At 57.0% G+C, this 21,832-nt stretch carries 18 protein-coding genes; 11 read left to right on the top strand and 7 right to left on the bottom strand.

Features of this window, described 5'->3' with window-relative positions:
• The first annotated feature begins 131 nt into the window (after positions 1–131).
• The 3 genes from secA to ACR0JG_RS18200 all read left to right on the top strand — a co-directional run bounded on the left by secA (position 132) and on the right by ACR0JG_RS18200 (position 5,449).
• Positions 132–2,849, top strand: coding sequence for a preprotein translocase subunit SecA (gene secA, locus ACR0JG_RS18210; RefSeq protein ID WP_170408769.1), 2,718 nt, complete (start codon positions 132–134; stop codon positions 2,847–2,849).
• 100 nt (positions 2,850–2,949) lie between these two features.
• Positions 2,950–3,867 carry a hypothetical protein gene (locus ACR0JG_RS18205; RefSeq protein WP_480503936.1) on the top strand — a complete coding sequence of 306 codons (918 nt, stop codon included), beginning with the start codon at positions 2,950–2,952 and terminating at the stop codon, positions 3,865–3,867.
• A 25-nt stretch (positions 3,868–3,892) separates the two neighbouring features.
• A complete protein-coding gene (locus ACR0JG_RS18200; RefSeq protein WP_480571679.1) occupies positions 3,893–5,449 on the top strand; it encodes a phosphate ABC transporter substrate-binding/OmpA family protein in 1,557 nt (518 codons plus the stop codon).
• Positions 5,450–5,452: 3 nt separating this feature from the next.
• Here ACR0JG_RS18200 and radC read toward each other — a convergent pair whose 3' ends face one another.
• The 3 genes from radC to dnaK all read right to left on the bottom strand — a co-directional run bounded on the left by radC (position 5,453) and on the right by dnaK (position 9,501).
• Positions 5,453–6,208 carry a RadC family protein gene (gene radC / locus ACR0JG_RS18195; protein WP_170515434.1) on the bottom strand — a complete coding sequence of 252 codons (756 nt, stop codon included), beginning with the start codon at positions 6,206–6,208 and terminating at the stop codon, positions 5,453–5,455.
• A 159-nt stretch (positions 6,209–6,367) separates the two neighbouring features.
• Positions 6,368–7,519, bottom strand: a complete 1,152-nt coding sequence (dnaJ, locus tag ACR0JG_RS18190; protein ID WP_170399308.1) for a molecular chaperone DnaJ — start codon at positions 7,517–7,519, stop codon at positions 6,368–6,370.
• A gap of 74 nt (positions 7,520–7,593) precedes the next feature.
• Positions 7,594–9,501, bottom strand: a complete 1,908-nt coding sequence (gene dnaK, locus ACR0JG_RS18185; protein ID WP_170399312.1) for a molecular chaperone DnaK — start codon at positions 9,499–9,501, stop codon at positions 7,594–7,596.
• Positions 9,502–9,713: 212 nt separating this feature from the next.
• Here dnaK and ACR0JG_RS18180 point away from each other — a divergent pair, with 212 nt between their 5' ends.
• Complete coding sequence (locus ACR0JG_RS18180) at positions 9,714–10,316, top strand: alpha-ketoglutarate-dependent dioxygenase AlkB family protein (protein ID WP_480571676.1); 603 nt, start codon at positions 9,714–9,716, stop codon at positions 10,314–10,316.
• A gap of 54 nt (positions 10,317–10,370) precedes the next feature.
• On the opposite strand, the gene ACR0JG_RS18175 is transcribed toward ACR0JG_RS18180, so the two are convergent.
• Positions 10,371–11,198 carry an ABC-2 transporter permease gene (locus tag ACR0JG_RS18175; protein WP_170408775.1) on the bottom strand — a complete coding sequence of 276 codons (828 nt, stop codon included), beginning with the start codon at positions 11,196–11,198 and terminating at the stop codon, positions 10,371–10,373.
• Positions 11,199–11,320: 122 nt separating this feature from the next.
• Between ACR0JG_RS18175 and cysQ the strand changes: the two genes are divergently transcribed.
• The 7 genes from cysQ (at position 11,321) to ACR0JG_RS18140 (ending at position 19,211) form a co-directional block, all read left to right on the top strand.
• Positions 11,321–12,118: a 3'(2'),5'-bisphosphate nucleotidase CysQ gene (gene cysQ, locus ACR0JG_RS18170; protein WP_170426301.1), complete on the top strand. Its 798-nt coding sequence runs from the start codon at positions 11,321–11,323 to the stop codon at positions 12,116–12,118.
• A complete protein-coding gene (locus ACR0JG_RS18165; protein WP_480571673.1) occupies positions 12,118–12,918 on the top strand; it encodes a 3-deoxy-manno-octulosonate cytidylyltransferase family protein in 801 nt (266 codons plus the stop codon). The genes cysQ and ACR0JG_RS18165 overlap by 1 nt, the downstream gene beginning before the upstream one ends.
• Positions 12,915–13,898 carry a UDP-glucose 4-epimerase GalE gene (gene galE / locus ACR0JG_RS18160; RefSeq protein WP_480571670.1) on the top strand — a complete coding sequence of 328 codons (984 nt, stop codon included), beginning with the start codon at positions 12,915–12,917 and terminating at the stop codon, positions 13,896–13,898. Before ACR0JG_RS18165 ends, galE begins: the two co-directional genes overlap by 4 nt.
• Complete coding sequence (locus ACR0JG_RS18155) at positions 13,868–14,941, top strand: glycosyltransferase family 2 protein (protein ID WP_480571668.1); 1,074 nt, start codon at positions 13,868–13,870, stop codon at positions 14,939–14,941. The genes galE and ACR0JG_RS18155 overlap by 31 nt, the downstream gene beginning before the upstream one ends.
• A gap of 146 nt (positions 14,942–15,087) precedes the next feature.
• Positions 15,088–16,074, top strand: a complete 987-nt coding sequence (locus ACR0JG_RS18150) for a glycosyltransferase family 2 protein (RefSeq protein ID WP_170408823.1) — start codon at positions 15,088–15,090, stop codon at positions 16,072–16,074.
• Positions 16,071–17,771 (top strand): DUF5927 domain-containing protein, encoded by a 1,701-nt coding sequence (locus ACR0JG_RS18145; RefSeq protein WP_170734077.1) that lies wholly within the window; start codon positions 16,071–16,073, stop codon positions 17,769–17,771. Before ACR0JG_RS18150 ends, ACR0JG_RS18145 begins: the two co-directional genes overlap by 4 nt.
• Before the next feature lie 6 nt (positions 17,772–17,777).
• A complete protein-coding gene (locus tag ACR0JG_RS18140) occupies positions 17,778–19,211 on the top strand; it encodes a nodulation protein NodH (protein ID WP_480571664.1) in 1,434 nt (477 codons plus the stop codon).
• A gap of 7 nt (positions 19,212–19,218) precedes the next feature.
• On the opposite strand, the gene ACR0JG_RS18135 is transcribed toward ACR0JG_RS18140, so the two are convergent.
• The 3 genes from ACR0JG_RS18135 to ACR0JG_RS18125 all read right to left on the bottom strand — a co-directional run bounded on the left by ACR0JG_RS18135 (position 19,219) and on the right by ACR0JG_RS18125 (position 21,831).
• Positions 19,219–19,737: a L,D-transpeptidase family protein gene (locus ACR0JG_RS18135; RefSeq protein WP_170399336.1), complete on the bottom strand. Its 519-nt coding sequence runs from the start codon at positions 19,735–19,737 to the stop codon at positions 19,219–19,221.
• A gap of 62 nt (positions 19,738–19,799) precedes the next feature.
• On the bottom strand, positions 19,800–20,585 hold the full coding sequence (locus ACR0JG_RS18130) for an ion transporter (protein WP_170408783.1): 786 nt from the start codon (positions 20,583–20,585) through the stop codon (positions 19,800–19,802).
• A gap of 22 nt (positions 20,586–20,607) precedes the next feature.
• Positions 20,608–21,831, bottom strand: a complete 1,224-nt coding sequence (locus ACR0JG_RS18125) for a class I SAM-dependent RNA methyltransferase (RefSeq protein ID WP_480571660.1) — start codon at positions 21,829–21,831, stop codon at positions 20,608–20,610.
• Position 21,832 lies beyond the last annotated feature (1 nt).

Here is a 21,832-nt window from a genome sequence, read left to right as displayed (position 1 = left end):
TGTGGAACCTGCCCCTTACATCGCTTTGAAGCCTTGGACAGGGCCGCCTTTCACCCCCCGTATCTAGGGGCTGCGCGCAAGGTGGGCAAGCCTGTCGCAACCAAGAAAAAAACAGATCCGCTGGAGTGAACATGCTGGGACTCGGAACGCTCGCCAAAAAGGTGTTCGGAACACCGAACGACCGCAAGATCAAGGCGGCCCGCCCGCTGGTCGAAAAGATCAATGCGCTGGAGCCGGAGTTCGAGATCCTGACCGACGATGGCCTGATCGAGAAAACCGCTGAGCTGCGCAAACGAGCGCTGGACGGTGAAAAGCTGGATGACTTGCTGCCGGAAGCATTTGCCAACGTCCGCGAAGGGGCCAAGCGCGCCCTAGGTCTTCGGGCCTTTGATGTGCAGTTGATGGGTGGTTTGTTCCTGCACCAGGGCAACATCTCGGAAATGAAAACGGGTGAAGGCAAAACCCTGGTCGCCACCTTCCCCGCCTATCTGAATGCACTGACCGGCAAGGGCGTGCATGTGGTCACGGTGAACGAATACCTGGCCAAGCGCGACTCGGAATGGATGGGCAAGGTGTTTGCGTCCGTTGGCATGACGACCGGTGTGATCTGGTCGGGCCAACCGGATGCCGAGAAGATGGCGGCGTACAAGTGTGACATCACCTATGCCACAAATAATGAGTTGGGCTTTGACTATCTGCGCGACAACATGAAGGCCGATCTGGAACAGGTCTATCAGAAGCACCACAATTTCGCGATCGTCGACGAAGTCGACTCGATCCTGATTGATGAGGCGCGGACACCGCTGATCATCTCGGGGCCGGCACAAGACCGATCGGACCTTTATACTGCCATCGATACCGTGATCCCGACGCTGCAGGACGATCATTACTCGCTCGATGAAAAAAGCCGCAGCGTGACGTTCACCGATGAAGGCAACGAGTTTTTGGAGCAGCAACTGCTTTCAGCGGGTCTGCTGCCCGAGGGGCATTCGCTGTACGACCCCGAAAGCACCACTGTAGTGCATCACGTCAATCAGGGCCTGCGCGCGCATAAACTGTTCCAACGCGACAAGGACTATATCGTTCGGGATGGCAATGTGGTGCTAATCGACGAATTCACCGGTCGGATGATGCCGGGCCGCCGCTTGTCGGAGGGTCTGCACCAAGCCATCGAAGCCAAGGAAGGCGTACAGATTCAGCCCGAGAATGTGACTCTGGCCAGCGTGACATTCCAGAACTATTTCCGCCTCTATGACAAGCTGTCCGGCATGACCGGCACTGCGCTGACCGAGGCGGAAGAATTTCAGGAAATCTATGGTCTGGGTGTGGTCGAGGTTCCGACCAATAAACCAATCGCGCGTGAGGACAAAGACGACCAGGTCTATCGCACGACAGCCGAAAAATACGGTGCCATTATTGAACAGGTCAAAAAGGCCGGTGAAAAAGGTCAGCCGGTTCTTGTCGGCACCACGTCGATCGAAAAGTCCGAAGTGATCAGCCAGATGCTGACTAAGGAGGGTATCGAGCACAATGTTTTGAACGCCCGTCAGCACGAACAGGAAGCCCAGATCGTGGCAGATGCCGGCCGTCTGGGTGCGGTGACCATCGCCACCAACATGGCGGGTCGCGGTACTGACATCCAGCTGGGCGGTAACGTTGAGATGAAGGTGCTACAGGCGCTGGCCGAAAACCCCGAGGCTGACCCGGCCGAGTTGCGTGCGGCAGAAGAAGCCAAGCACGCGGAAGAAAAGGAAAAGGTGCTGCAGGCCGGTGGTCTTTACGTAATGGCGTCCGAACGTCATGAAAGCCGCCGGATCGACAACCAGCTGCGCGGGCGTTCGGGACGCCAGGGTGACCCGGGCCGCACCGTGTTCTACCTGAGCCTGGAAGATGACCTGATGCGCATCTTCGGTTCGGAACGTCTGGACAAGGTCCTGACCACGCTGGGCATGAAAGAGGGCGAGGCAATCATTCACCCCTGGGTGAACAAATCGCTGGAACGGGCGCAATCCAAAGTCGAAGGTCGCAACTTTGACATGCGCAAAAACGTTCTGAAATTCGACGACGTGATGAACGATCAGCGGAAAGTCGTGTTCAGCCAGCGGCGTGAAATCATGTCAGCGGATGATCTGTCGGATGTCGTGTCCGATATGCGCGAGCAGGTGATCGACGATATGATCGACGAATTCATGCCGCCAAAATCATATGCAGATCAATGGGATACAGAAGGTCTGCACGAAGCGGTCAAAGACAAGCTAACCATCGATGCGCCGGTTCAGGACTGGGCCGCCGAGGAAGGCGTGGATGACGAGCAAATCCGCGAACGTCTGATCAAGGCCGCCGATGAAATGATGGCGCAGAAGGCCGTGGCCTTTGGCCCGGAAAACATGCGCAACATCGAAAAGCAGGTTCTGCTGCAGACTATCGATGGCAAATGGCGCGAACATCTTTTGACGCTGGAACATCTGCGCTCGGTCGTGGGTTTCCGTGGCTATGCACAGCGCGATCCGCTGAACGAGTACAAGAACGAAAGCTTCCAGCTTTTCGAAGGGATGCTAGATTCCTTGCGCGAAACCGTCACTCAGCAATTGTCGCGCGTGCGCCCGCTGAGCGAAGAAGAACAGAAGGAAATGCTCGCGCAGATGGCGGCGCAACAGGCACAGGCGCAGAAAGCTGTGGATCAAGCTGCCGGGAATGCTGAGGCGATCGCCGAAGCCGAAGCGTCTGGTGACAGTCGTCCGGGTTTTGTCGAGGATGATCCTTCGACTTGGGGTAACCCGTCACGCAATGATCCTTGCCCCTGTGGCTCGGGGAAAAAATTCAAACATTGCCACGGCAGGTTGACTTGACGTCACCTGCTTTCCACCACAATGAGTCCGCCTCACGGCCACATATTGGCCTTGATTGGGAAGCAAATTGCGACTCGCTCCTTCAACTGGGGAGGGTGTCTTGTTTGTCATTAAGAACTACGTGACCACGGGCGGAACCGTTGCCTGCGCTCTGGCCATTGGATATTTGATGCAAAGCGGATCGGCGCAGCAACCCAATGCTGAGCCGAGCGGTGAACGCGTCGCTTCGATCTCGGAGCAGGACTCGGACCTGACCGGACTGGAAAGCGTTGTCCTGACCTCTTCTTCCCCGACAGAAGCGCGTCCCAAGGATCTATCTCAATCCACGCGCCCGGCGCAAGAAACCAGCCGTTTGCCTTCGAATTGCGATATGAGCGCGCGCGCCATGGCTGTGCCCGGCGCCAACGTACGGCTGCGGGTCAAGGCCCCCTGCCACGCCAATGAGATCATTGAGGTTCATCACAACGGGCTGGTTTTCAGCACCGAGACCGATGCGCTTGGCGGCTTGAACCTGACCATCCCGGCGCTGTCGGAATACGCTATTTTCCTGATCTCGCTGCCGGATGAGAAAGGCACCGTTGCGACGACGCATGTGCCCGAGATCAACAGCTTCAACCGGGTTGCCTTGCAGTGGCAGGGCGAAACCGATCTGCAGCTTCATGCGCTGGAATTCGGCGCAGGTTACGGGGAAGAAGGCCACGTGTGGTCCGGGTCCCAGACCGGCGGCGCGGGCTCGGTGATCCATCTGGGTCAGGGTGGTTCGGACGTCGCGCGCAATATCGAGGTTTATTCATACCCCATCGAGACCGCAACCGAGGCCGGAAGTATCACTCTGTCGGTTGAAACTGAGGTCACCGAAGCAAATTGCGGCAAGCCCCTAAGCGTGCAATCGTTGGAATGGCGCGCGGAACGGCTACGCTCACGCGACCTGTCGCTGGATATGCCCGGTTGTGAGGCAGCTGGCGATTTTCTGGTGTTGAATAATCTGTTCTCAGACCTGACAATCGCTGCCAAATAAGCAGCAGGCAAATCTACGGTTTCCAATGAACATTCTTCGTGCGGCGTTCGCCGCGCTTTTTGCCTTATCCTTGGCACAAAGCGTATTCGCGCAGGACATCACTTTGACCTCGCATGACGGCAAGGTAGAAGTGGTCGGCACCCTTCTTGGTTACGACGGTGAATTCTACCGTGTCGATACGCAATTCGGAGAGCTGACGGTCGATGGATCGGGGGTCACCTGCGACGGCCCAGCCTGCCCCAACCTGACGGATTTTGTGGCCGAAGTTCGTTTCTCTGGCTCATCAGTGATCGCCGAGACACTGCTGCCCGCCCTTGCACAGGGCTTTGCCATCGAGGAAGGGTTAACCCTGTCACAGCCCGAGGGCACCGGAGACCTGCGGATCTACGCTCTGAATCACCCTGATCGGCAGGCGCCTTTGGCGAGGTTCATATTTCGTACAACGGATACGGCTGACGGCTTTATCGATCTAGTTGATAACACCACAGATGTCGTGTTGGCGCAGCGGGAAATTCGATCAGACGAACTGGAGTTGACCAAAGCCGCTGGGCTCGGAGATCTGACGCAAACCCGCCGGTCGCGCGTCTTGGCTCTGGATGCAATCGTGCCAATCGTGTCGGCCGACAATCCCGTGCGCCAGATATCGCTTGCTGATCTGGTGAAGGTTTTCACCGCCGAGGTCGCAAATTGGGGCGATCTCGGTGGGCCTGATGCGCCGATCTCTCTGCATCTGCCAAAGGTCGGTTCCGGGCTGGATCAGGCGGTCGAGGATTTGCTGTTAGCACCTGCCAACGCACATATGACCGCTCAGGTCACGCGCCACGATCGAAACAGCAATCTGGTGCGCACGGTCTCGAACGACCCGTTCGCGCTCGGCGTCGCCAGTCTTGCCGAGGCCGGGACTGTGCGCGCCCTGCCTCTGACCGGTGGGTGCGGACATGCCCTGTCGGCAACACGGCAATCGGTCAAGACCGAAGATTATCCGCTGACCTCACCCATGTTTTTCTATTTGCCGCAACGACGATTGCCCAAAGTCGCGCGACAGTTTTTGGCCTATACCCAAAGCAGCGCCGCACAGATGGTCATCCGGCAAGCCGGATTTGTCGATCAATCCCTTGAAACAATCCAGGTTGGGCTGCAAGGCGATCGGCTGGCCAATGCGATCAGCACCGGTGGAGCTGAGGTCGGGTTGGAAGAGTTGCAGCGCATGATCGAAACCCTCCGTCCACTTTCGCGGCTATCTTTGTCCTTTCGGTTCGAACCGGGGTCTTCGCGGCCCGATGCTCAGTCCCGGTCAAACATCTTGAACCTTGCGCAAGCTTTGGAAAGCGGAACGTTGGAGGCGCGTCAATTGATCTTTGTTGGGTTTAGTGACGGCGAGGGCGCGGCGGTCGCCAATTCACGTATTGCCCTGCAGCGAGCCAAAACCGTCCGAAACGCAGTGCTGGCATCGGTCGAAACCAGCCTCCCCGACAGCATCGAAATCAGTGTCGAGGGCTTTGGCGAGGCCATGCCGATGGCCTGCGACGACACCGAATGGGGCCGTAAGGTGAATCGTCGGGTCGAAGTTTGGATCCGATAACCCTTACAAATAGCCTTGCGAGCGGAAACTCAGTTCAGCCGATTTCCCGATGATCAGGTGATCATGCAAAGTCAGCCCAAGGGCGGAACACGCATCCTGAATCCGGTTGGTCATATCGATATCCGACTGCGACGGCGTCGGATCACCGGATGGATGATTGTGGACCAGGATCAGAGCCGAGGCATTGAGTTCCAACGCCCGCTTCGCGACCTCTCGCGGATAGACCGGCACATGATCCACCGTGCCTTTGGCCTGCTCTTCATCCGCAATCAGCACATTCTTGCGATCTAGGTAAAACACACGAAACTGCTCGATCTCGCGGTGCGCCATCGTGGTGTGACAATAGTCCAGAAGCGCATCCCATCCCGAGATCACATGCCGTTGCATCACCCGGGCACGCGCCATGCGATGGGCACAGGCCTCAAGGATTTTCAGATCGGTAATCACCGTGTCCCCAACGCCTTTGATCTGACGCAGCCGTTCCTCGGGTGCCGTCAACACACGATTGAAATCACCAAACGCATCCATCAGCGCGCGCGCCAGCGGTTTCACATCCTGACGCGGGATGGATCGGAACAGAGCAAGTTCCAGCAGTTCATAATCCGGCATCGCTGCTGATCCGCCAGACATGAACCTTTCGCGCAGCCGCTTGCGATGGTCTTTGATGTAGGAGGGTAACCGACCAACGGGCAGCGGCTGCGCCGGTGCTTCATCCGTATCGAACAGCATGGGGGCTTCGGCAAAGGCGTCTTGGGTCATAACACCACTCTGACGCAGAATCGGTTTCCGAAAAGTTAACGCGCCTTATCCCTGCCTGCCGCATCGGCAACACACGGATCCCCTGCTTCATCTGGCCATAAATATCTCGGGGGGGTCGCCCAAAGGGCGATGGGGGGCAGAGCCCCCCTGCTTAACCGTTTAACCCTTCATGCCATCCCAGAAGGACTTTACAGAAGAAAAAAAGCTTTTAGATTCCGGATGGTTATCCTCACCCAAATCGTCAAACTCACGCAGAAGTTCTTTCTGACGACTGGTCAGATTGACCGGAGTTTCCACGGCAAGTTCGATGAACATATCCCCGATGCCTCCGCCGCGCAGGGCGGGCATGCCTTTGCTACGCAGACGCATCTGGCGTCCCGACTGGCTGCCAGCAGGAATCTGAACACGACCGCGACCACCGTCGATGGTCGGCACCTCGATCGAACCGCCAAGTGCTGCCTTGGCCATGCTGACTGGCACACGGCAATAGAGGTTCACGCTGTCACGTTCGAACAGCTTGTGCTCGGAAACTTCGACAAAAATATAGAGGTCACCGGGAGGACCACCACGCATTCCAGCCTCACCCTCACCGGCCAGACGAATCCGGGTGCCGGTCTCGACACCGGCAGGGATGTTCACGGACAATGCGCGATCTTTTTCAACGCGTCCCGCACCTTGGCACGACTTACAAGGGTTCTTAATGATCTGACCCAAACCAGAGCAGGTCGGGCAGGTGCGCTCAACCGTGAAAAAGCCCTGTTGCGCGCGAACCTTGCCCATGCCGGAACAAGTCGGACATGCAGTAGGTTCAACACCACCTTCGGCACCAGTTCCCTCGCAAGAGGAACAGGCCACAGCCGTAGGAACGTTTATGGTTTTCTGCAGGCCTGCATAAGCCTCTTCCAGCGTGACCCGCAGGTTATAGCGCAGGTCTGAACCGCGTGCAGCGCGACGGCCCCCGCCTGCCCCACGCTGGCCACCCATGAAGTCGCCGAACAGGTCGTCGAACACGTCAGAGAACGCGCTGGAGAAATCGCCCTGACCGAAGCCGCCACCGGGACGGCCGCCGCCACCGCCCATGCCGTTTTCAAACGCGGCGTGACCAAAGCGGTCATAAGCGGCTTTCTTGTCAGCATCGCGCAGAACATCGTAAGCCTCGTTGGCCTCTTTGAACTGCGCTTCGGCATCGGGGTTGTCCTTGTTGCGATCGGGATGCAGCTGTTTGGCTTTCGAGCGAAAGCCTTTTTTGATCTCATCCGCAGAAGCGCCCTTGGACACGCCGAGCACTTCGTAATAGTCGCGTTTGGACATCAGTATTTCCTTCTGCCTCAACGTAATCGGGCCGGCCCGGCAACCGGACCGGCCCAAATTGGCCCGGTTACCCGTTAGTTACGCTTGTCGTCGTCCAGATCTTCGAACTCGGCGTCGACAATGTCATCGTCACCCGGCGCGGCATCTGCGGCTGCGGGCTCATCTTCGCCCTCTTCCGCCTGCGCCTTATAGATCGCCTCACCCAGTTTCATGGCCGCTTCGGTCACGTTCTGGATGCCCGACTTGATCTTGTCGGCATTGTCCGTTTCCAGCTCATCCTTGAGCGCGGCAACAGCCAGTTCGATCGCTTCGACGGTCGACGGGTCGACCTTGTCGCCATGTTCCTCGATCGATTTCTCGGTCGCGTGGACAAGGCTTTCGGCCTGGTTCTTGGCTTCGACCAGCTCTTTGCGGGCCTTGTCCGCCTCGGCGTTCTCCTCGGCATCCTTGACCATCTTGTCGATATCTTCGTCCGACAGACCGCCCGAGGCCTGGATGGTGATCTTCTGCTCTTTGCCAGTGCCTTTGTCCTTGGCCGAAACCGAGACAATGCCGTTGGCGTCGATGTCAAAAGTCACCTCGATCTGAGGCATGCCGCGCGGTGCGGGCGGGATCTCTTCCAGATTGAACTGACCCAGGATCTTGTTGTCCGCAGCCATTTCGCGCTCACCCTGGAAACAGCGGATGGTCACGGCGTTCTGGTTGTCCTCGGCGGTCGAGAAGACCTGAGACTTCTTGGTCGGAATGGTCGTGTTGCGGTCGATCAGACGGGTGAACACGCCACCCAGCGTCTCGATGCCCAAGCTGAGCGGGGTCACGTCCAGCAGAACCACGTCTTTGACGTCGCCCTGCAGAACGCCGGCCTGAATGGCGGCGCCCATGGCAACAACTTCGTCCGGGTTCACACCTTTGTGCGGCTCCTTACCGAAGAACTTGGTGACCTCTTCGATCACTTTCGGCATCCGGGTCATACCACCGACCAGAACAACCTCATCCACGTCGCCAGCCGACAGGCCCGCGTCTTTCAGGGCAGCCTGGCAAGGCTTCATCGACTTCTTGATCAGGTCGCCAACCAGCGATTCCAGCTTGGCGCGGGTCAGTTTCATGACCATGTGCAGCGGCTGACCGTTCGAACCCATCGAGATGAACGGCTGGTTGATTTCGGTCTGCGAGGTCGAGGATAGCTCGATCTTGGCTTTTTCAGCGGCTTCTTTCAGACGCTGCAGGGCCATCTTGTCGGCAGACAGGTCGACACCGTGTTCCTTTTTGAACTCATCCGCCAGGTAGTTGACGATGCGCATGTCAAAGTCTTCACCACCCAGGAAGGTATCGCCGTTGGTCGACTTCACCTCGAACAGGCCGTCGTCGATTTCCAGAATGGTTACGTCGAAAGTACCACCACCAAGGTCATAAACCGCGATGGTTTGGGTTTCTTCCTTGTCCAGACCATAGGCCAGAGCAGCCGCTGTCGGCTCGTTGATGATCCGCAGCACTTCCAGACCGGCAATTTTACCGGCGTCTTTGGTGGCCTGACGCTGAGCATCGTTGAAGTATGCCGGAACGGTGATGACTGCTTGCGTGACTTCCTCACCCAGATAGCTTTCTGCGGTTTCCTTCATCTTGCCCAGAGTGAAGGCCGAGATCTGGCTTGGGGAGTACTTTTCACCGCGGGCTTCAACCCACGCGTCGCCATTGCCGCCATCAACGATGGCGTAGGGCACCATTTTCTTGTCTTTTTCGACTTCTGCATCATCCACACGACGACCGATCAGACGCTTGACGCCAAAGATCGTGTTGTCGGGGTTGGTGACCGCCTGACGTTTTGCAGGCTGACCGACCAGACGCTCATCTTCTGTAAAAGCGACGATCGAGGGCGTGGTCCGCGCCCCTTCGGCGTTTTCGATGACCTTCGGCTGCGAGCCGTCCATGATGGCCACACACGAGTTGGTGGTACCGAGGTCAATCCCGATTACTTTTCCCATATTTTCAATCCCTTTCCATTCAAGGCGATGTCCCGAGGGTTGGACCCGTTGCGGCATCCTGCCCCCGATTGATGTGCGCGACAGCACTACACCATCGCGCGTCGAGGCGTATATAAGGGCGAGAACAGGGGCCTGCAAGCGTTCAGAAACGCAGGTTTTCGGGAATCTGTGGCCTTTTTGGCAAGGTTTTGGCAAGGTTTGGGGATTCTGGAATGGCGCGGCTGTTATTGCGCGGATTTGATATTCGGAAAGGCTATTTGGATGCGGCGGCGCAGTCGCATCTAGTTGACCTGCTAAGGCCGATTCTGAAAGTGGCACCGCTTTATCGGCCCGTGACGCCTTCGGGCAAGGAAATGTCAGTGCGCATGACCTCGGCCGGGGCGCTGGGATGGGTCACTGACCGGGCGGGCTATCGGTATCAGGGCACGCACCCAAAGGGCATGACATGGCCCGCGATTCCAGATGAGATTTTGACCATCTGGCAGGACCTGACCGGCGCGGATCGCCAGCCCGATTGCTGTCTGATCAACTATTACGGTGAAGGCGCCAAGATGGGCCTGCATCAGGACAAGGATGAGGCCGATTTCTCGTGGCCCGTGCTGTCGATTTCATTGGGCGATGACGCGCTGTTCCGTATCGGTAACACCACGCGGGGCGGCAAGACCGAGTCGATCTGGCTGAGCTCGGGCGATGTGGTGATCATGGACGGCCCGGCACGCTTGACCTATCACGGGGTTGATCGCATCCGGTTTGGATCATCCAAACTTTTGCCAAAGGGCGGACGCATCAACCTGACTTTGAGAGTCGCAACGTGAAACACAATCCAAATTCGGGATCAGCTTTTCAGGATAAAGTGTGCACCGCCAAGATCAGCGTCGCGCATCCCAGCTTTTCGAGACCTGCTTACGGGTATAGAACTCGCCCAGCAGGCCGATCATCGTCAGGATTATCCCGACCCAAAGCGCGTATTCCCAACTGGAGTTGCGGGGAAAGTAGTTTCGGAACACAAAACCACGGCATTGATCTATGATGTGAAACAGCGGGTTCCACGCAAACATAGTCAGCATGAACCCACCCAATGCGTTGCCGACGAACATCTTGCCAGAAAATATCATGTTCAGACGACGGTACATACTTGTCAGGATGCTTACTGTATTTGGAAACCAGGGCTTTAGCGCCAGAAACACAAGACCGACCGAGCATCCTACAAACCATGCCAGCAAAAGCATCCCAAAAGCACCGCCGGGCTCCTGAATTACAAGGGGCGAGACGGCTACGCTGTAGACGAACAGGATGACCAGGATCGAGACAAGCTGCGTGTACAGAATACCGAAGGCAGATGCTGACAACATCACCATCATGGTCATCGGCGAATGCAGTGTCATCGGATTGTTGCCGGATCCAACCCCGGCGATAGCAGCGACAGACTTGATATGCGTCAGGAACAGAAAAACTCCGGAGAGCAGGAACAAAACCATCTCGCCCCGGATTTTGGCCATGCCGGTCATTCGACCAATTAGCGTCATAAGTATATAAAACGCCGTCACCAGAAGAACGACCTGAACAATGTTTATCAGGATTGCGATCACCGCATTTGAATGCTGCGAGCGGATATTGCGGACCACCGCATGGAATATAAGCTCGGCGGTGGTGAAAACCCCGCCCAGCAACGACTGATTTCGCTTGTAGTGAAACACTCGAATACTCTTTCCTGCTGTGTCAGCCACAAATTGGCACGAAATTCTTGCTGTTCCGTATCCATCGCATCATAAGTCCGTGAGATGCCCTGATCAACAAACCACAGGAACGGAGCTTTTTTGTGACTTATGACGCGCTTATTCCCGTCATCCGGCGGCTGGCCTTGCAGGCAGGCGACAAGATCATGCAGATCTATGAAGCAGATGATTTCGACGTCAAGGTCAAGTCAGACTCAAGCCCGGTAACCGAGGCGGACGAGGCGGCGGATGCTTTGATCTCGGCCGGATTGCGCGAGGCTTTTCCAGATATCCTGCTGGTGACCGAGGAACAGGCGGCTTCGCATTCCGAAAAGGGTGAGACCTTTCTGATTGTTGATCCACTTGACGGCACCAAGGAATTCATAAATCGGCGCGGCGATTTTACCGTAAATATCGCTTTGGTCGAAAACGGCGTACCGACGCGTGGCGTGGTCTACGCCCCTGCACGCGGCCGGATGTTCTATACGCAAGCTGACGGGCAATCGGTTGAAGAAATCGGGGATCTGGACAAAGATCAGCCGGGTGCGTCAACGCCAATATCAGTCTCTAAACCGAACAATTCGGCGCTGATGATCGTTGCATCCAAGTCGCATCGGGATCAGGCGACCGAGGATTACATCAACAAATATCAGGTGCGCGACAGCAAAAGTGCCGGGTCGTCGCTGAAGTTCTGTCTGGTGGCGACTGGAGAGGCCGACCTCTACCCCCGTGTCGGACGCACCATGGAGTGGGACACCGCTGCGGGCCACGCGGTTCTGGCCGGTGCGGGCGGACATGTGGTGCGCTTTGACGACCATTCGCCGCTGACCTATGGCAAAGACGGCTATGCCAATCCATTTTTCATCGCCTATGCTCCGGGCGTTGAGCTGAAGGAAGCCTGATGTCAGTATTGATTGCCATTCCCGCGCGTTACGCTTCGACCCGCTATCCAGGCAAACCTCTGGTTCCGCTGACCGGGGCAAACGGAACCAGCATGACTTTGATCGAACGATCCTGGCGCGCTGCGATTTCCGTGTCAGGCGTAGATCGCGTGGTTGTAGCAACCGACGATGACCGTATCCGCGAAGCCTCAGAGGGGTTCGGTGCCGAGGTGGTGATGACTTCAGACACCTGCCGCAACGGTACCGAACGCTGCGCCGAGGCGCACTCGGCTCTGGGTGGCGGTTATGACATCGTCGTCAACCTGCAAGGGGATGCGCCTTTGACCCCGCATTGGTTTGTTGAAGACCTGATCTCGGGTCTGCGCAACGCGCCAGATGCGGGTGTGGCCACCCCCGTGCTGCGCTGTGACGGGGACGCACTGAACGGATTACTGAACGATCGCAAGCAAGGCCGGGTCGGGGGCACTACAGCGGTGTTCGGCAATGACCACAGCGCGCTTTACTTCTCGAAAGAAGTGATCCCTTTCACTGCCGAGACCTATGCCAGCAGTGACCCGACACCGGTATTCCACCATGTCGGAGTTTATGCCTATCGGCCTGACGCTCTGACTGCTTATCCGGGCTGGACCAGCGGTCCGCTGGAGACACTAGAAGGGTTGGAACAGCTGCGCTTCATGGAAAACGGCCGCAAGGTTCTGTGTGTCGAAGTTGAAGCCAAAGGTCGCCAGTTCTGGGAGCTGAACAACCCGCAGGACGTGGCCAAGATCGAAGAAATGATGGCCGCTATGGGGCTTGAATGACAAATATTCTGGTTACAGGTGGCGCAGGTTATGTCGGCTCTCATGCCTGCAAGGCACTGACAAGGGCAGGGTATACGCCCGTAACCTATGACAATCTTGTCACCGGATGGCAGGACGCGGTGAAATTCGGCCCTTTCGAGCAGGGCGACCTGCTGGACCGCGCCCGGCTGGACGAAGTGTTCGCCAAATACCAACCCGCCGCCGTGATACATTTCGCCGCCCTCAGTCAGGTCGGCGAAGCGATGGCTGAGCCCGGAACGTATTGGTCGAACAATGTCACCGGTTCGCTGACACTGATACAAGCGGCTGTGGATGCGGGATGTTTGAACTTTGTGTTCTCATCGACCTGCGCCACCTATGGCGAACATGACAACGTTGTGCTGGACGAGAGCACGCAACAGCAGCCATTGAATGCCTATGGTGCCTCGAAACGAGCGATCGAGGACATCTTACGTGATTTCCAAGCCGCATATGGCCTGAAGCACGTGATCTTCCGCTATTTCAACGTGGCCGGGGCCGACCCGGATGCCGAAGTTGGAGAGTTTCACCAACCAGAAACCCATCTGGTGCCGCTGATGCTGGACGCCATCGATGGCAAGCGGGGTGGCTTGACTGTATTCGGCACCGATTACGACACACCCGACGGCACCTGCATCCGCGATTATGTACACGTCTGTGATCTGGTCGATGCACATGTACTGGGGCTAAAGTGGCTAGAACAGGGCAAAGAAAGCCGCGTGTTCAATCTGGGCACCGGGTCGGGGTTTTCGGTGATGGAAGTCATCGAGCATTCCAAGGCCGTCACCAACCGCGCGGTGCCGTATAGCATCGGCCCGCGCCGGGCCGGGGATTGTACGCGTCTAGTTTCAGGCTCGGTCCGAGCCAAGGAAGAGCTGGGCTGGACACCAAAAAGATCAACGTTAGAGACGATGATCACGGATGCCTGGCGTTGGCATCAGAATGGCGGCTACACCAAGTGAGGCTTGAGGATCAGCCGCTAAGCTGGGTGCAGCGCTACAAGCTGCGCCTGAAACGCAAGCGGCTGTTGTGGCAATCCTTTCGCAGCCGCCATCAACTGAAGTCGTTGACTGACAACACGCAAAAGATCACACCCGGCGCCATTCTGGCCTTTACCACGCTGCGGAATGAGATCACCCGTCTGCCGTGGTTCTTTCACCATTATCGCACGCTGGGCATAGATCATTTTCTGATGGTGGATAATGGCAGCGATGACGGCTCAGTCCCGTATTTGCTCGAACAGCCGGATGTGTCGCTGTGGCGGACTACGGCAAGCTATCGCGCGTCCCGGTTCGGGTTGGATTGGCTGACTTGGCTGCAGTGGAAATTTGGGCACGACCACTGGACGTTGATGGTCGACGCCGATGAGTTGCTGATCTACGCCCATCACAACACCCATACGATGCGCGATTTAACTGCATGGCTGGACGCGCGCGGTCAAACCACGTTTGGGGCGATGATGCTGGATCTCTATCCCAAAGGTCGGCTGGGCAAGCAAAGTTATGATCCGCATTCCGATCCAACCGATTGCCTGAACTGGTTTGACCCCGGCCCCTATCGTGCCCAGCGCCAGAGGCCGATGGGCAACCTTTGGGTTCAGGGAGGCGTACGCGAGCGGGTGTTTTTTGCAGATCAGCCCCAAAAATCACCGACCCTGAACAAAATCCCTCTGACCCGGTGGTCACGGCATATGGCCTATGTGAATTCGTGCCATTCCGCGCTGCCCCGGTTCCTGAATTTTGAATATGACGGTCCGGGTGGGCAGACCGCCTCGGGCGTGTTGTTACACACGAAATTCCTGCCCGAGGTTGTCGACAAATCGCGGATCGAAAAACAGAGGCGGCAACATTTTCATGACCCCGATCGGTTCGACGCCTATTATGACGGGATCATCAGCGGGCCTGATCTTTGGACTTCTGACTCGGTCAAACTAGGTGATTGGCAACAGTTACAAGACCTTGGGCTCATAAACGCGGGCGGATTTCCTGCCACAGGGGGGAAGTAAACCGGATTTAAACCCGTTGCCTCACAAGGTGCAGAGATGTCATAAAACGTTAATGTCCGGCACCACTCAGGCCTCAGGCGGCCCCGGGCAGACGCGCGTATCAAAAAAGGTTGGGCAGCCGCGTGAGCCTTTTGGATTCCTATCGCATGAGATTGCGGCGCAAGCGCCGCCTGCTGCGTTGCCTACGTCGGCGTCGGGATCTGAAAGCGGTGCAAGATAACACCAACAAGATCAAAGAAAACGACATCTTGTTGATGAGCGTGATGCGGAACGAAAAGATCCGCCTTCCCTATTTCTTAGACTACTATCGAAAGCTTGGCATCAATCACTTCCTGTGCGTGGACAACAACAGCGATGACGGCACCCACGAATACCTGAGCAGCCAGCCGGACGTTTCGCTGTGGTGGACGGATGTAGGTTACAAGAATGCGACCTTTGGTCTGGATTGGTCCAACTACCTGCTGCGCCGCTATGCGCATAAGCACTGGGTTCTGACGGTCGATCCGGATGAATTCTTTATCTATCCTTTTTGCGATACCCGCCCGATCCGCGCCCTGACCGACTGGCTGGACGATACTGGTGTGCGCAGTTTCGGCACCATGCTGATCGACATGTATCCCGAAACCGGAATCATGGATGCGCCCTATCATGAGGGCCAGAACCCCTTTGAAGTCGCGCCTTGGTTCGATTCAGGCAACTTCATGATTACCCGCAACCCGACCTATGGGAATCTGTGGATTCAAGGCGGTGCACGCGCACGGGTTTTCTTTCAGAACAATCCCCTGAAGGCTCCGGCCCTGAACAAGATACCTCTTGTGAAATGGCACCGGCGCTACGCCTATGTCAGCTCAACCCACGCCTTGCTGCCGCGCGGGCTCAATCAGGTCTATGAAGAGCAGGGCGGTGAAAAAACCAGCGGAGCGCTGCTGCATGCAAAGCTGATCAATACGCTTGGGGAAAAAGCTAAAGAAGAGTTGCTGCGCGGACAGCACTATGCTGCGTCGGGCGAGTACAAGGCTTATGCCAAGCAGTTAGAGGATAATCCGGTTTTCTGGAACAAATGGTCCGAGAAATACATCAACTGGCGACAGATTGAGATCCTCGGCCTGATGTCCAAGGGGAACTGGGCATGAGCAGCTTGGGCATCGTAATGCTGGTGCACACCGCGCTGGATCGGGTTGAGCAGGTGGCGCGCCATTGGGCCGCCTCGGGCTGTCCTGTGGTCATTCATGTAGATCAGAAAGTCGGCGATCCGGCTTATTCCGATTTTGTCTCCGCTTGTTCGGATGAACCGCTTATTCTGTTTTCCGAACGCCATGTTTGTGAATGGGGCGGCTGGGGTATTGTCGCCGCATCACAATCCGCCGCATCGCTGATGTTGGAGAGGTTTCCGAACGTCCGGCATGTATATCTGTCCTCGGGCGCGTGTCTGCCGCTGCGCCCGGTCGCTGATCTGATCGACTATCTGGCCGACCGACCCCGTGTCGATTTCATCGAAAGCGCCACCACGCGCGACGTCAGCTGGACGATCGGCGGCCTGGACCTGGAGCGTTTCACCCTGCGGTTCCCCTTCTCATGGCGCAGGCAACGAAAACTGTTTGACAACTACGTGCGGTTGCAACGCGCCCTCGGTCTGCGCCGCAGAATTCCAGACGGTCTGGTGCCCCATATGGGCAGCCAGTGGTGGTGTCTGACCCGCCAAACCTTGTCGGCCATCCTTCAGGATCCAAAACGCGCCGAATATGATCGCTATTTCCGCCAGGTCTGGATTCCCGATGAAAGCTATTTTCAGACACTGGCACGGCTCTATTCCACCCATATCGAAAGCCGATCGCTGACCCTGTCGAAGTTCGACTATCAAGGTCGGCCGCACATGTTCTACGACGATCACCTACAATTGCTGCGCCGGTCCGACTGTTTCGTGGCGCGCAAAGTCTGGCACAGCGCTAGCCGGTTGTATCAGACCTTCCTGACCGACCAGGACAGCGCACTGACCCCGGCCGAGCCCAACCCCGGCAAGATCGACCGGGTGTTTTCCAAAGCGGTCGAGCGGCGCGTTCGCGGACGGGATGGTCTTTATATGCAAAGCCGTTTCCCCCGCGCGGCTACGGAACGCAGCCTGACAGCCTTTCCCTATTCGGTGTTTCAAGGCTTTACCGAGTTGTTCGAGGATTTCGAACCTTGGCTGACAAACGCCATCGGCGGGCGGGTGCATGGGCACCTGTTCGGTCCCGAACGGGCGCAATTTGCCGAAGATGAGACGATCATCAACGGTGCGCTCAGCGATTGCGCCACGCTACGCGACTATAACCCCTCGGCCTTTCTGTCGAACCTCATCTGGAATACACGAGGCGAGCGTCAGTGCTTTCAATTCGGGCCAACGGATATTCAGAAAATCAATGAATTCCTGACGCAAGACCAGAATGCACATATTGCGGTCATCTCGGGGGCCTGGGCGGTTCCATTGTTCCGTTCGAACCTGAATTTTGCCGATATCCGGTGCGAAGCTGCCCGCCTACAACAGATCGAAAGCAAACAGCTCAAGCTGCTGGATGCCGCTCGGGCAAAGACGCGCATTCGAATATGGACAATGGCAGAGTTTGTGGAATCCCCCATGGAACAACTGCAGACCGTTCTGGAGGACATGGGCGCGCCCAAACCCACGCATCTGACCGAGGCACCGACGATGGTCGATCTGACCGGGTTCGGAAAGTTCCTGCAAAACCTCAAGAACCAAGGGATGCATCCCTATCTGATGGGGGATTTCCCTGTGAATGACGTGTTTGGCGCACAGTCCAAATCGTTCAAGAAGCCCTATTTGGTGCAGTAACATAAAATGACCCGCCGCTTCGATTATTTCATCGTTCTGGCCGATATGCGGACCGGTTCGAACCTGCTTGAATTGCAGCTGAACACGCTGGATGGCGTCACGTGTCACGGAGAAGCGTTTAACCCCTATTTCGTCGGCCTGCCAAAACTGGACAGCGTTCTGGGCTTTACCCTGGAAGATCGTGAACGCGACCCGATGGCGCTGATCGACGCCATCCGAAACGCGCCGGGCGAGATGAACGGCTTTCGCTTTTTCAGCGACCACGATGCGCGGGCGCTGCCACCGGCGCTGGATGATCCGCGCTGCGCCAAAATCATTCTGATGCGCAACCCTCTGGATAGCTACATATCGTGGAAAATCGCCTTGGAAACAAAGCAGTGGCGGTTGGTGAACATCAAGCAACGTCGGGAGGCGCAAATCACCTTCGATGCCGAAGAATTCGCCGAACAGCTCGACCAGCGGCAAGCATTTCAACAAACAGTGCTCAAACATCTGCAGACCACCGGGCAAACACCGTTCTATATCGACTATGACGATCTAACAGATTTGGACGTTCTGAACGGCCTTGCCGCGTGGCTTAGCGTCAGCGCACGTCTTAAGGAGCTGAACCAGCATCTCAAACGTCAAAACCCGGCGCCTGCCCTGTCGAAAGTGACCAATCCGGATGATATGGAGCTGGCCCTGTCGCAACGTGACCGCTTCAAGCTACACCATATCCCAAGTTACGAGCCGCACCGCGGGCCGGCTGTTTCGCGCTATGTGGGTGCTGCGCAAACTTCGCTGATGTACCTTCCGGTGCGCGGCGGCCCCGAGGCTGAAGTGGTGCAGTGGATTGCCGATCTGGACGGGGTGTCACAAGCCGACCTGATCACCGGCCGCAATCAAAAACAGACCCGTCAATGGATGCAGGATCATCCCGGTCACCGCAAATTCACGGTGCTGCGCCATCCGCTGGCGCGCGCGCATGCTGTGTTCTGCGACCGTATTCTGCACACAGGCCCCGGCGCATATGTCAGCATTCGCAATATGCTGAGCCGACGGTACAAGGTGCCGCTGCCTGCCAAGGGAGATCTAAGCAACTATACGCGCGATCAGCATTCCGAGGCGTTCGCGGCCTTTCTGGGCATGCTGCGCAGTATTCTGGCGGGCCAGACCCCGATCCGCGTGGATGGGGAATGGTGTGGACAAGCGCAAACGCTAGAGGGCATGGCCGGTTTCACCATGCCCGACCTGATCCTGCGCGAGGATGAGATGGCAACCGCCCTGCCCGATCTTGCCCACAAAGTAGGGCACACAGCCGCGCCAACCCCGAACAAGGCCAAGCCGGACGCGCCGTTTTCACTGGATCAGATTTACGACGCACAGCTTGAAGCGCTGGCGCAAGAAGCCTACCAGCGCGACTATACAGTTTTTGGATTTGGTGATTGGAAACCGCTTTGAACCTTGCTTAGGGACGCAGAGTAATCACGGTTCCTTCATTCACCATGGCGTAGATCTCTTCGATCTCATCATTCTTGACCGCAATACAACCTGCCGTCCAATCCGGGGTCTTCTTCGCCCGCTTGAACTCGGATCGCAGATTGGGTTGTCCGTGAATGAAGATGTCGCCGCCCGGATCAACACCTGCGGCCTTGGCTTTAGCCAAGTCTTCCGAATTGGGATACGATATACCCAACGATAGATGATACCTGCTGCGCGGATTGCGGCGGTCGATCAGATAGGTACCCTCGGGCGTACGGCCATCGCCTTTTTTGTTTTTCGTGCCGGTGGGCGCAAATCCTAGATCGATATCATACTCCCGCAAAATCTGCTCGTTATGGAGCAAATACAGCTTGCGTGCACCTTTGTTGATGACCATCGAGGTCACCTCGGGCCCGCGATAAGAAAGAAATCTGGGTTTGGCTGAGGCACACGCTGAAAGGCTCAGCGTTGCCATTGCGCCCATTCCGAATGCTCGACGATCCATTATTTTCACTGCCTGATGCTCTTTTTTGTCGATTATTATGCCAGATTTTCGCGAAACTTAAATCACTTTTTGCTGTTCGACTGTTCCGTCAGGCGGCGTTCGATCGATTCCAGCCTTTCAAGAACCTCATCACGATATGCATCGGTCTTGACCTCATCCTCGGCATGGTGGGCATCCTGCATCGAGTTCACGATGAGACCGACCAGCAAGTTCACCACCGCAAAGGTGGTCACCATGATGAAGGGAACAAAGAAAAGCCAAGCGTAGGGATACACCTCCATCACAGGGCGGACAATGCCCATGGACCAGCTTTCCAGCGTCATGATCTGGAACAGCGTATAGGCCGACAGACCCAGATCGCCGAACCAATCGGGGAACGTGCCCGAGAAAAGTTTGGTTGAGATCACAGCGCCGATGTAAAACAGGATCGCCATCAGCAGGAACACGCTGGCCATGCCCGGCAGGGCTGAGATGAAGCCTTCGACCACTCGGCGCAGGCGCGGCGCGACCGAGATGACGCGCAGCACCCGGAGGATACGCAGTGCCCGCAGAACTGAAAGCGCCCCTGCACTGGGAACTAGGGCGACGCCCACGATCACGAAATCAAACACATTCCAGCCGCTGGTGAAGAACCGGCGCCCTGTGGCGATCAGTTTCATGACGATTTCGATGACGAATATGGAAAGGCACAGCTTGTCCAGCGTCACGATCAGCGGGCCCGCTGCGTCCATCAGCGTAGGCGATGTCTCCATCCCCAGCAGTACCGCGTTGAACAGGATCACACCGGTGATGAATTTCCCGAAAGCCGGTGCTTCGATGATGGGCAGCAGTCGTTGGGCGATCACCATGCGGGCGGTCCTTATCTCAGGGTTATTTGTTCAAAATGAACCGAGCAGCAAGTTCGGTGTGTGACGACCATCGAAATTGGTCAACCACCTGTACCCATTCAAGGGCATATCCGGCGTTAACCAGCATTTTTGCGTCACGGGCAAAGGTGATCGGGTTGCACGAGACATAAGCAACCACCGGGCGCATGGCCTGCGCCAGCTCGGCCACCTGCGCCTCGGCCCCAGCACGCGGCGGGTCAAGCACAACGGCGTCGAATTTCTTGAGTTCATCGGGCATGAGCGGGCGGCGGAACAGGTCTCGGGCCTCGGCTGTGACCTGTTTCAAGCCTTGCGCCTTGCGCCAGCCCTGATCCAAGGCCTTCGTCATCTCGGCCTCACCTTCGACTGCATGAACTTCAGCTGTCTGTGCCAGCGACAGCGAGAATGTCCCGCATCCGGCGAACAGATCGACAATCCGCTTTGCCCCCGACGTAGCATCTGAAACAGCCTGTAATAGAGCCTGTTCTCCGTCTTTTGTGGCTTGTAAAAACGCTCCGGGCGGTGGGGTGACGCCAGCGGTTCCAAAGCGTTGGATCGGAGGCTCACGCATGGCGATAACCTCATCATCCCAACTAAGCCGGGCAAGGCCGTGATGCTCGGTCGCTTGCGCGAGCGCCAGCTCCAACGGTCCATCAAGCGGTTTGCCGCCCTTGACCGCAACATCCAAACCGCCTTCGGACAGGGTCAGCGTTACTGCCAACACACCTTTCCGACTGCCACCCAACAACGCCAAGGCTTCGGCCACCGGGATGGCAGCAATCAAGGTTGGGTGCAGCAAATGGCAATCCGGGATTTCGGTAATCGTGTCAGAAGCGCGACCATGAAACCCGGCCAGCGTACCCTTCTTGGTGCGCCGCACGGCGATGGTGGCCCGACGGCGGGATCGATCAGGCGAAGTGTGAATGGGCCGCATCGGGGCATCGAGCCCCTGCGCGGCCAACGCGTTGCGCACAACCTCAATTTTCCACTCGGCGACAAAATTATCGGTCGCATGTTGCAACTGGCAGCCGCCGCAGGCCTTGTAATGACGGCATGGTGCCTTGACCCGCTGATCCGAGGGTGTTTCGACGCGAATATCGTTCAGAAACTGACCCAGCAACGTACCGCTGACCACTTCACCCGGCAGAGTGCGTGGCGCATAGATCGGACCATCGGCGATTCCGTCGCCCTGATGTCCAAGGCGGATTATTGTGTATTGCTGCGTCATG

The organism is Ruegeria sp. AD5, from assembly GCF_056542345.1.
The sequence above is the reverse complement of the archived record's forward strand: the minus strand, read 5'-3'. Positions and strand labels throughout refer to the sequence as shown.

Excerpts from the sequence above, each read along its gene's own strand:
- secA (WP_170408769.1), top strand. The coding sequence starts at position 132 with ATGCTGGGACTCGGAACGCTCGCCAAAAAGGTGTTCGGAACACCGAAC.
- ACR0JG_RS18200 (WP_480571679.1), top strand. The coding sequence starts at position 3,893 with ATGAACATTCTTCGTGCGGCGTTCGCCGCGCTTTTTGCCTTATCCTTG.
- radC (WP_170515434.1), bottom strand. The coding sequence starts at position 6,208 with ATGACCCAAGACGCCTTTGCCGAAGCCCCCATGCTGTTCGATACGGAT.
- dnaJ (WP_170399308.1), bottom strand. The coding sequence starts at position 7,519 with ATGTCCAAACGCGACTATTACGAAGTGCTCGGCGTGTCCAAGGGCGCT.
- dnaK (WP_170399312.1), bottom strand. The coding sequence starts at position 9,501 with ATGGGAAAAGTAATCGGGATTGACCTCGGTACCACCAACTCGTGTGTG.
- ACR0JG_RS18180 (WP_480571676.1), top strand. The coding sequence starts at position 9,714 with ATGGCGCGGCTGTTATTGCGCGGATTTGATATTCGGAAAGGCTATTTG.
- ACR0JG_RS18165 (WP_480571673.1), top strand. The coding sequence starts at position 12,118 with ATGTCAGTATTGATTGCCATTCCCGCGCGTTACGCTTCGACCCGCTAT.
- galE (WP_480571670.1), top strand. The coding sequence starts at position 12,915 with ATGACAAATATTCTGGTTACAGGTGGCGCAGGTTATGTCGGCTCTCAT.
- ACR0JG_RS18150 (WP_170408823.1), top strand. The coding sequence starts at position 15,088 with ATGAGATTGCGGCGCAAGCGCCGCCTGCTGCGTTGCCTACGTCGGCGT.
- ACR0JG_RS18145 (WP_170734077.1), top strand. The coding sequence starts at position 16,071 with ATGAGCAGCTTGGGCATCGTAATGCTGGTGCACACCGCGCTGGATCGG.
- ACR0JG_RS18140 (WP_480571664.1), top strand. The coding sequence starts at position 17,778 with ATGACCCGCCGCTTCGATTATTTCATCGTTCTGGCCGATATGCGGACC.
- ACR0JG_RS18135 (WP_170399336.1), bottom strand. The coding sequence starts at position 19,737 with ATGGATCGTCGAGCATTCGGAATGGGCGCAATGGCAACGCTGAGCCTT.
- ACR0JG_RS18130 (WP_170408783.1), bottom strand. The coding sequence starts at position 20,585 with ATGGTGATCGCCCAACGACTGCTGCCCATCATCGAAGCACCGGCTTTC.
- ACR0JG_RS18125 (WP_480571660.1), bottom strand. The coding sequence starts at position 21,831 with ATGACGCAGCAATACACAATAATCCGCCTTGGACATCAGGGCGACGGA.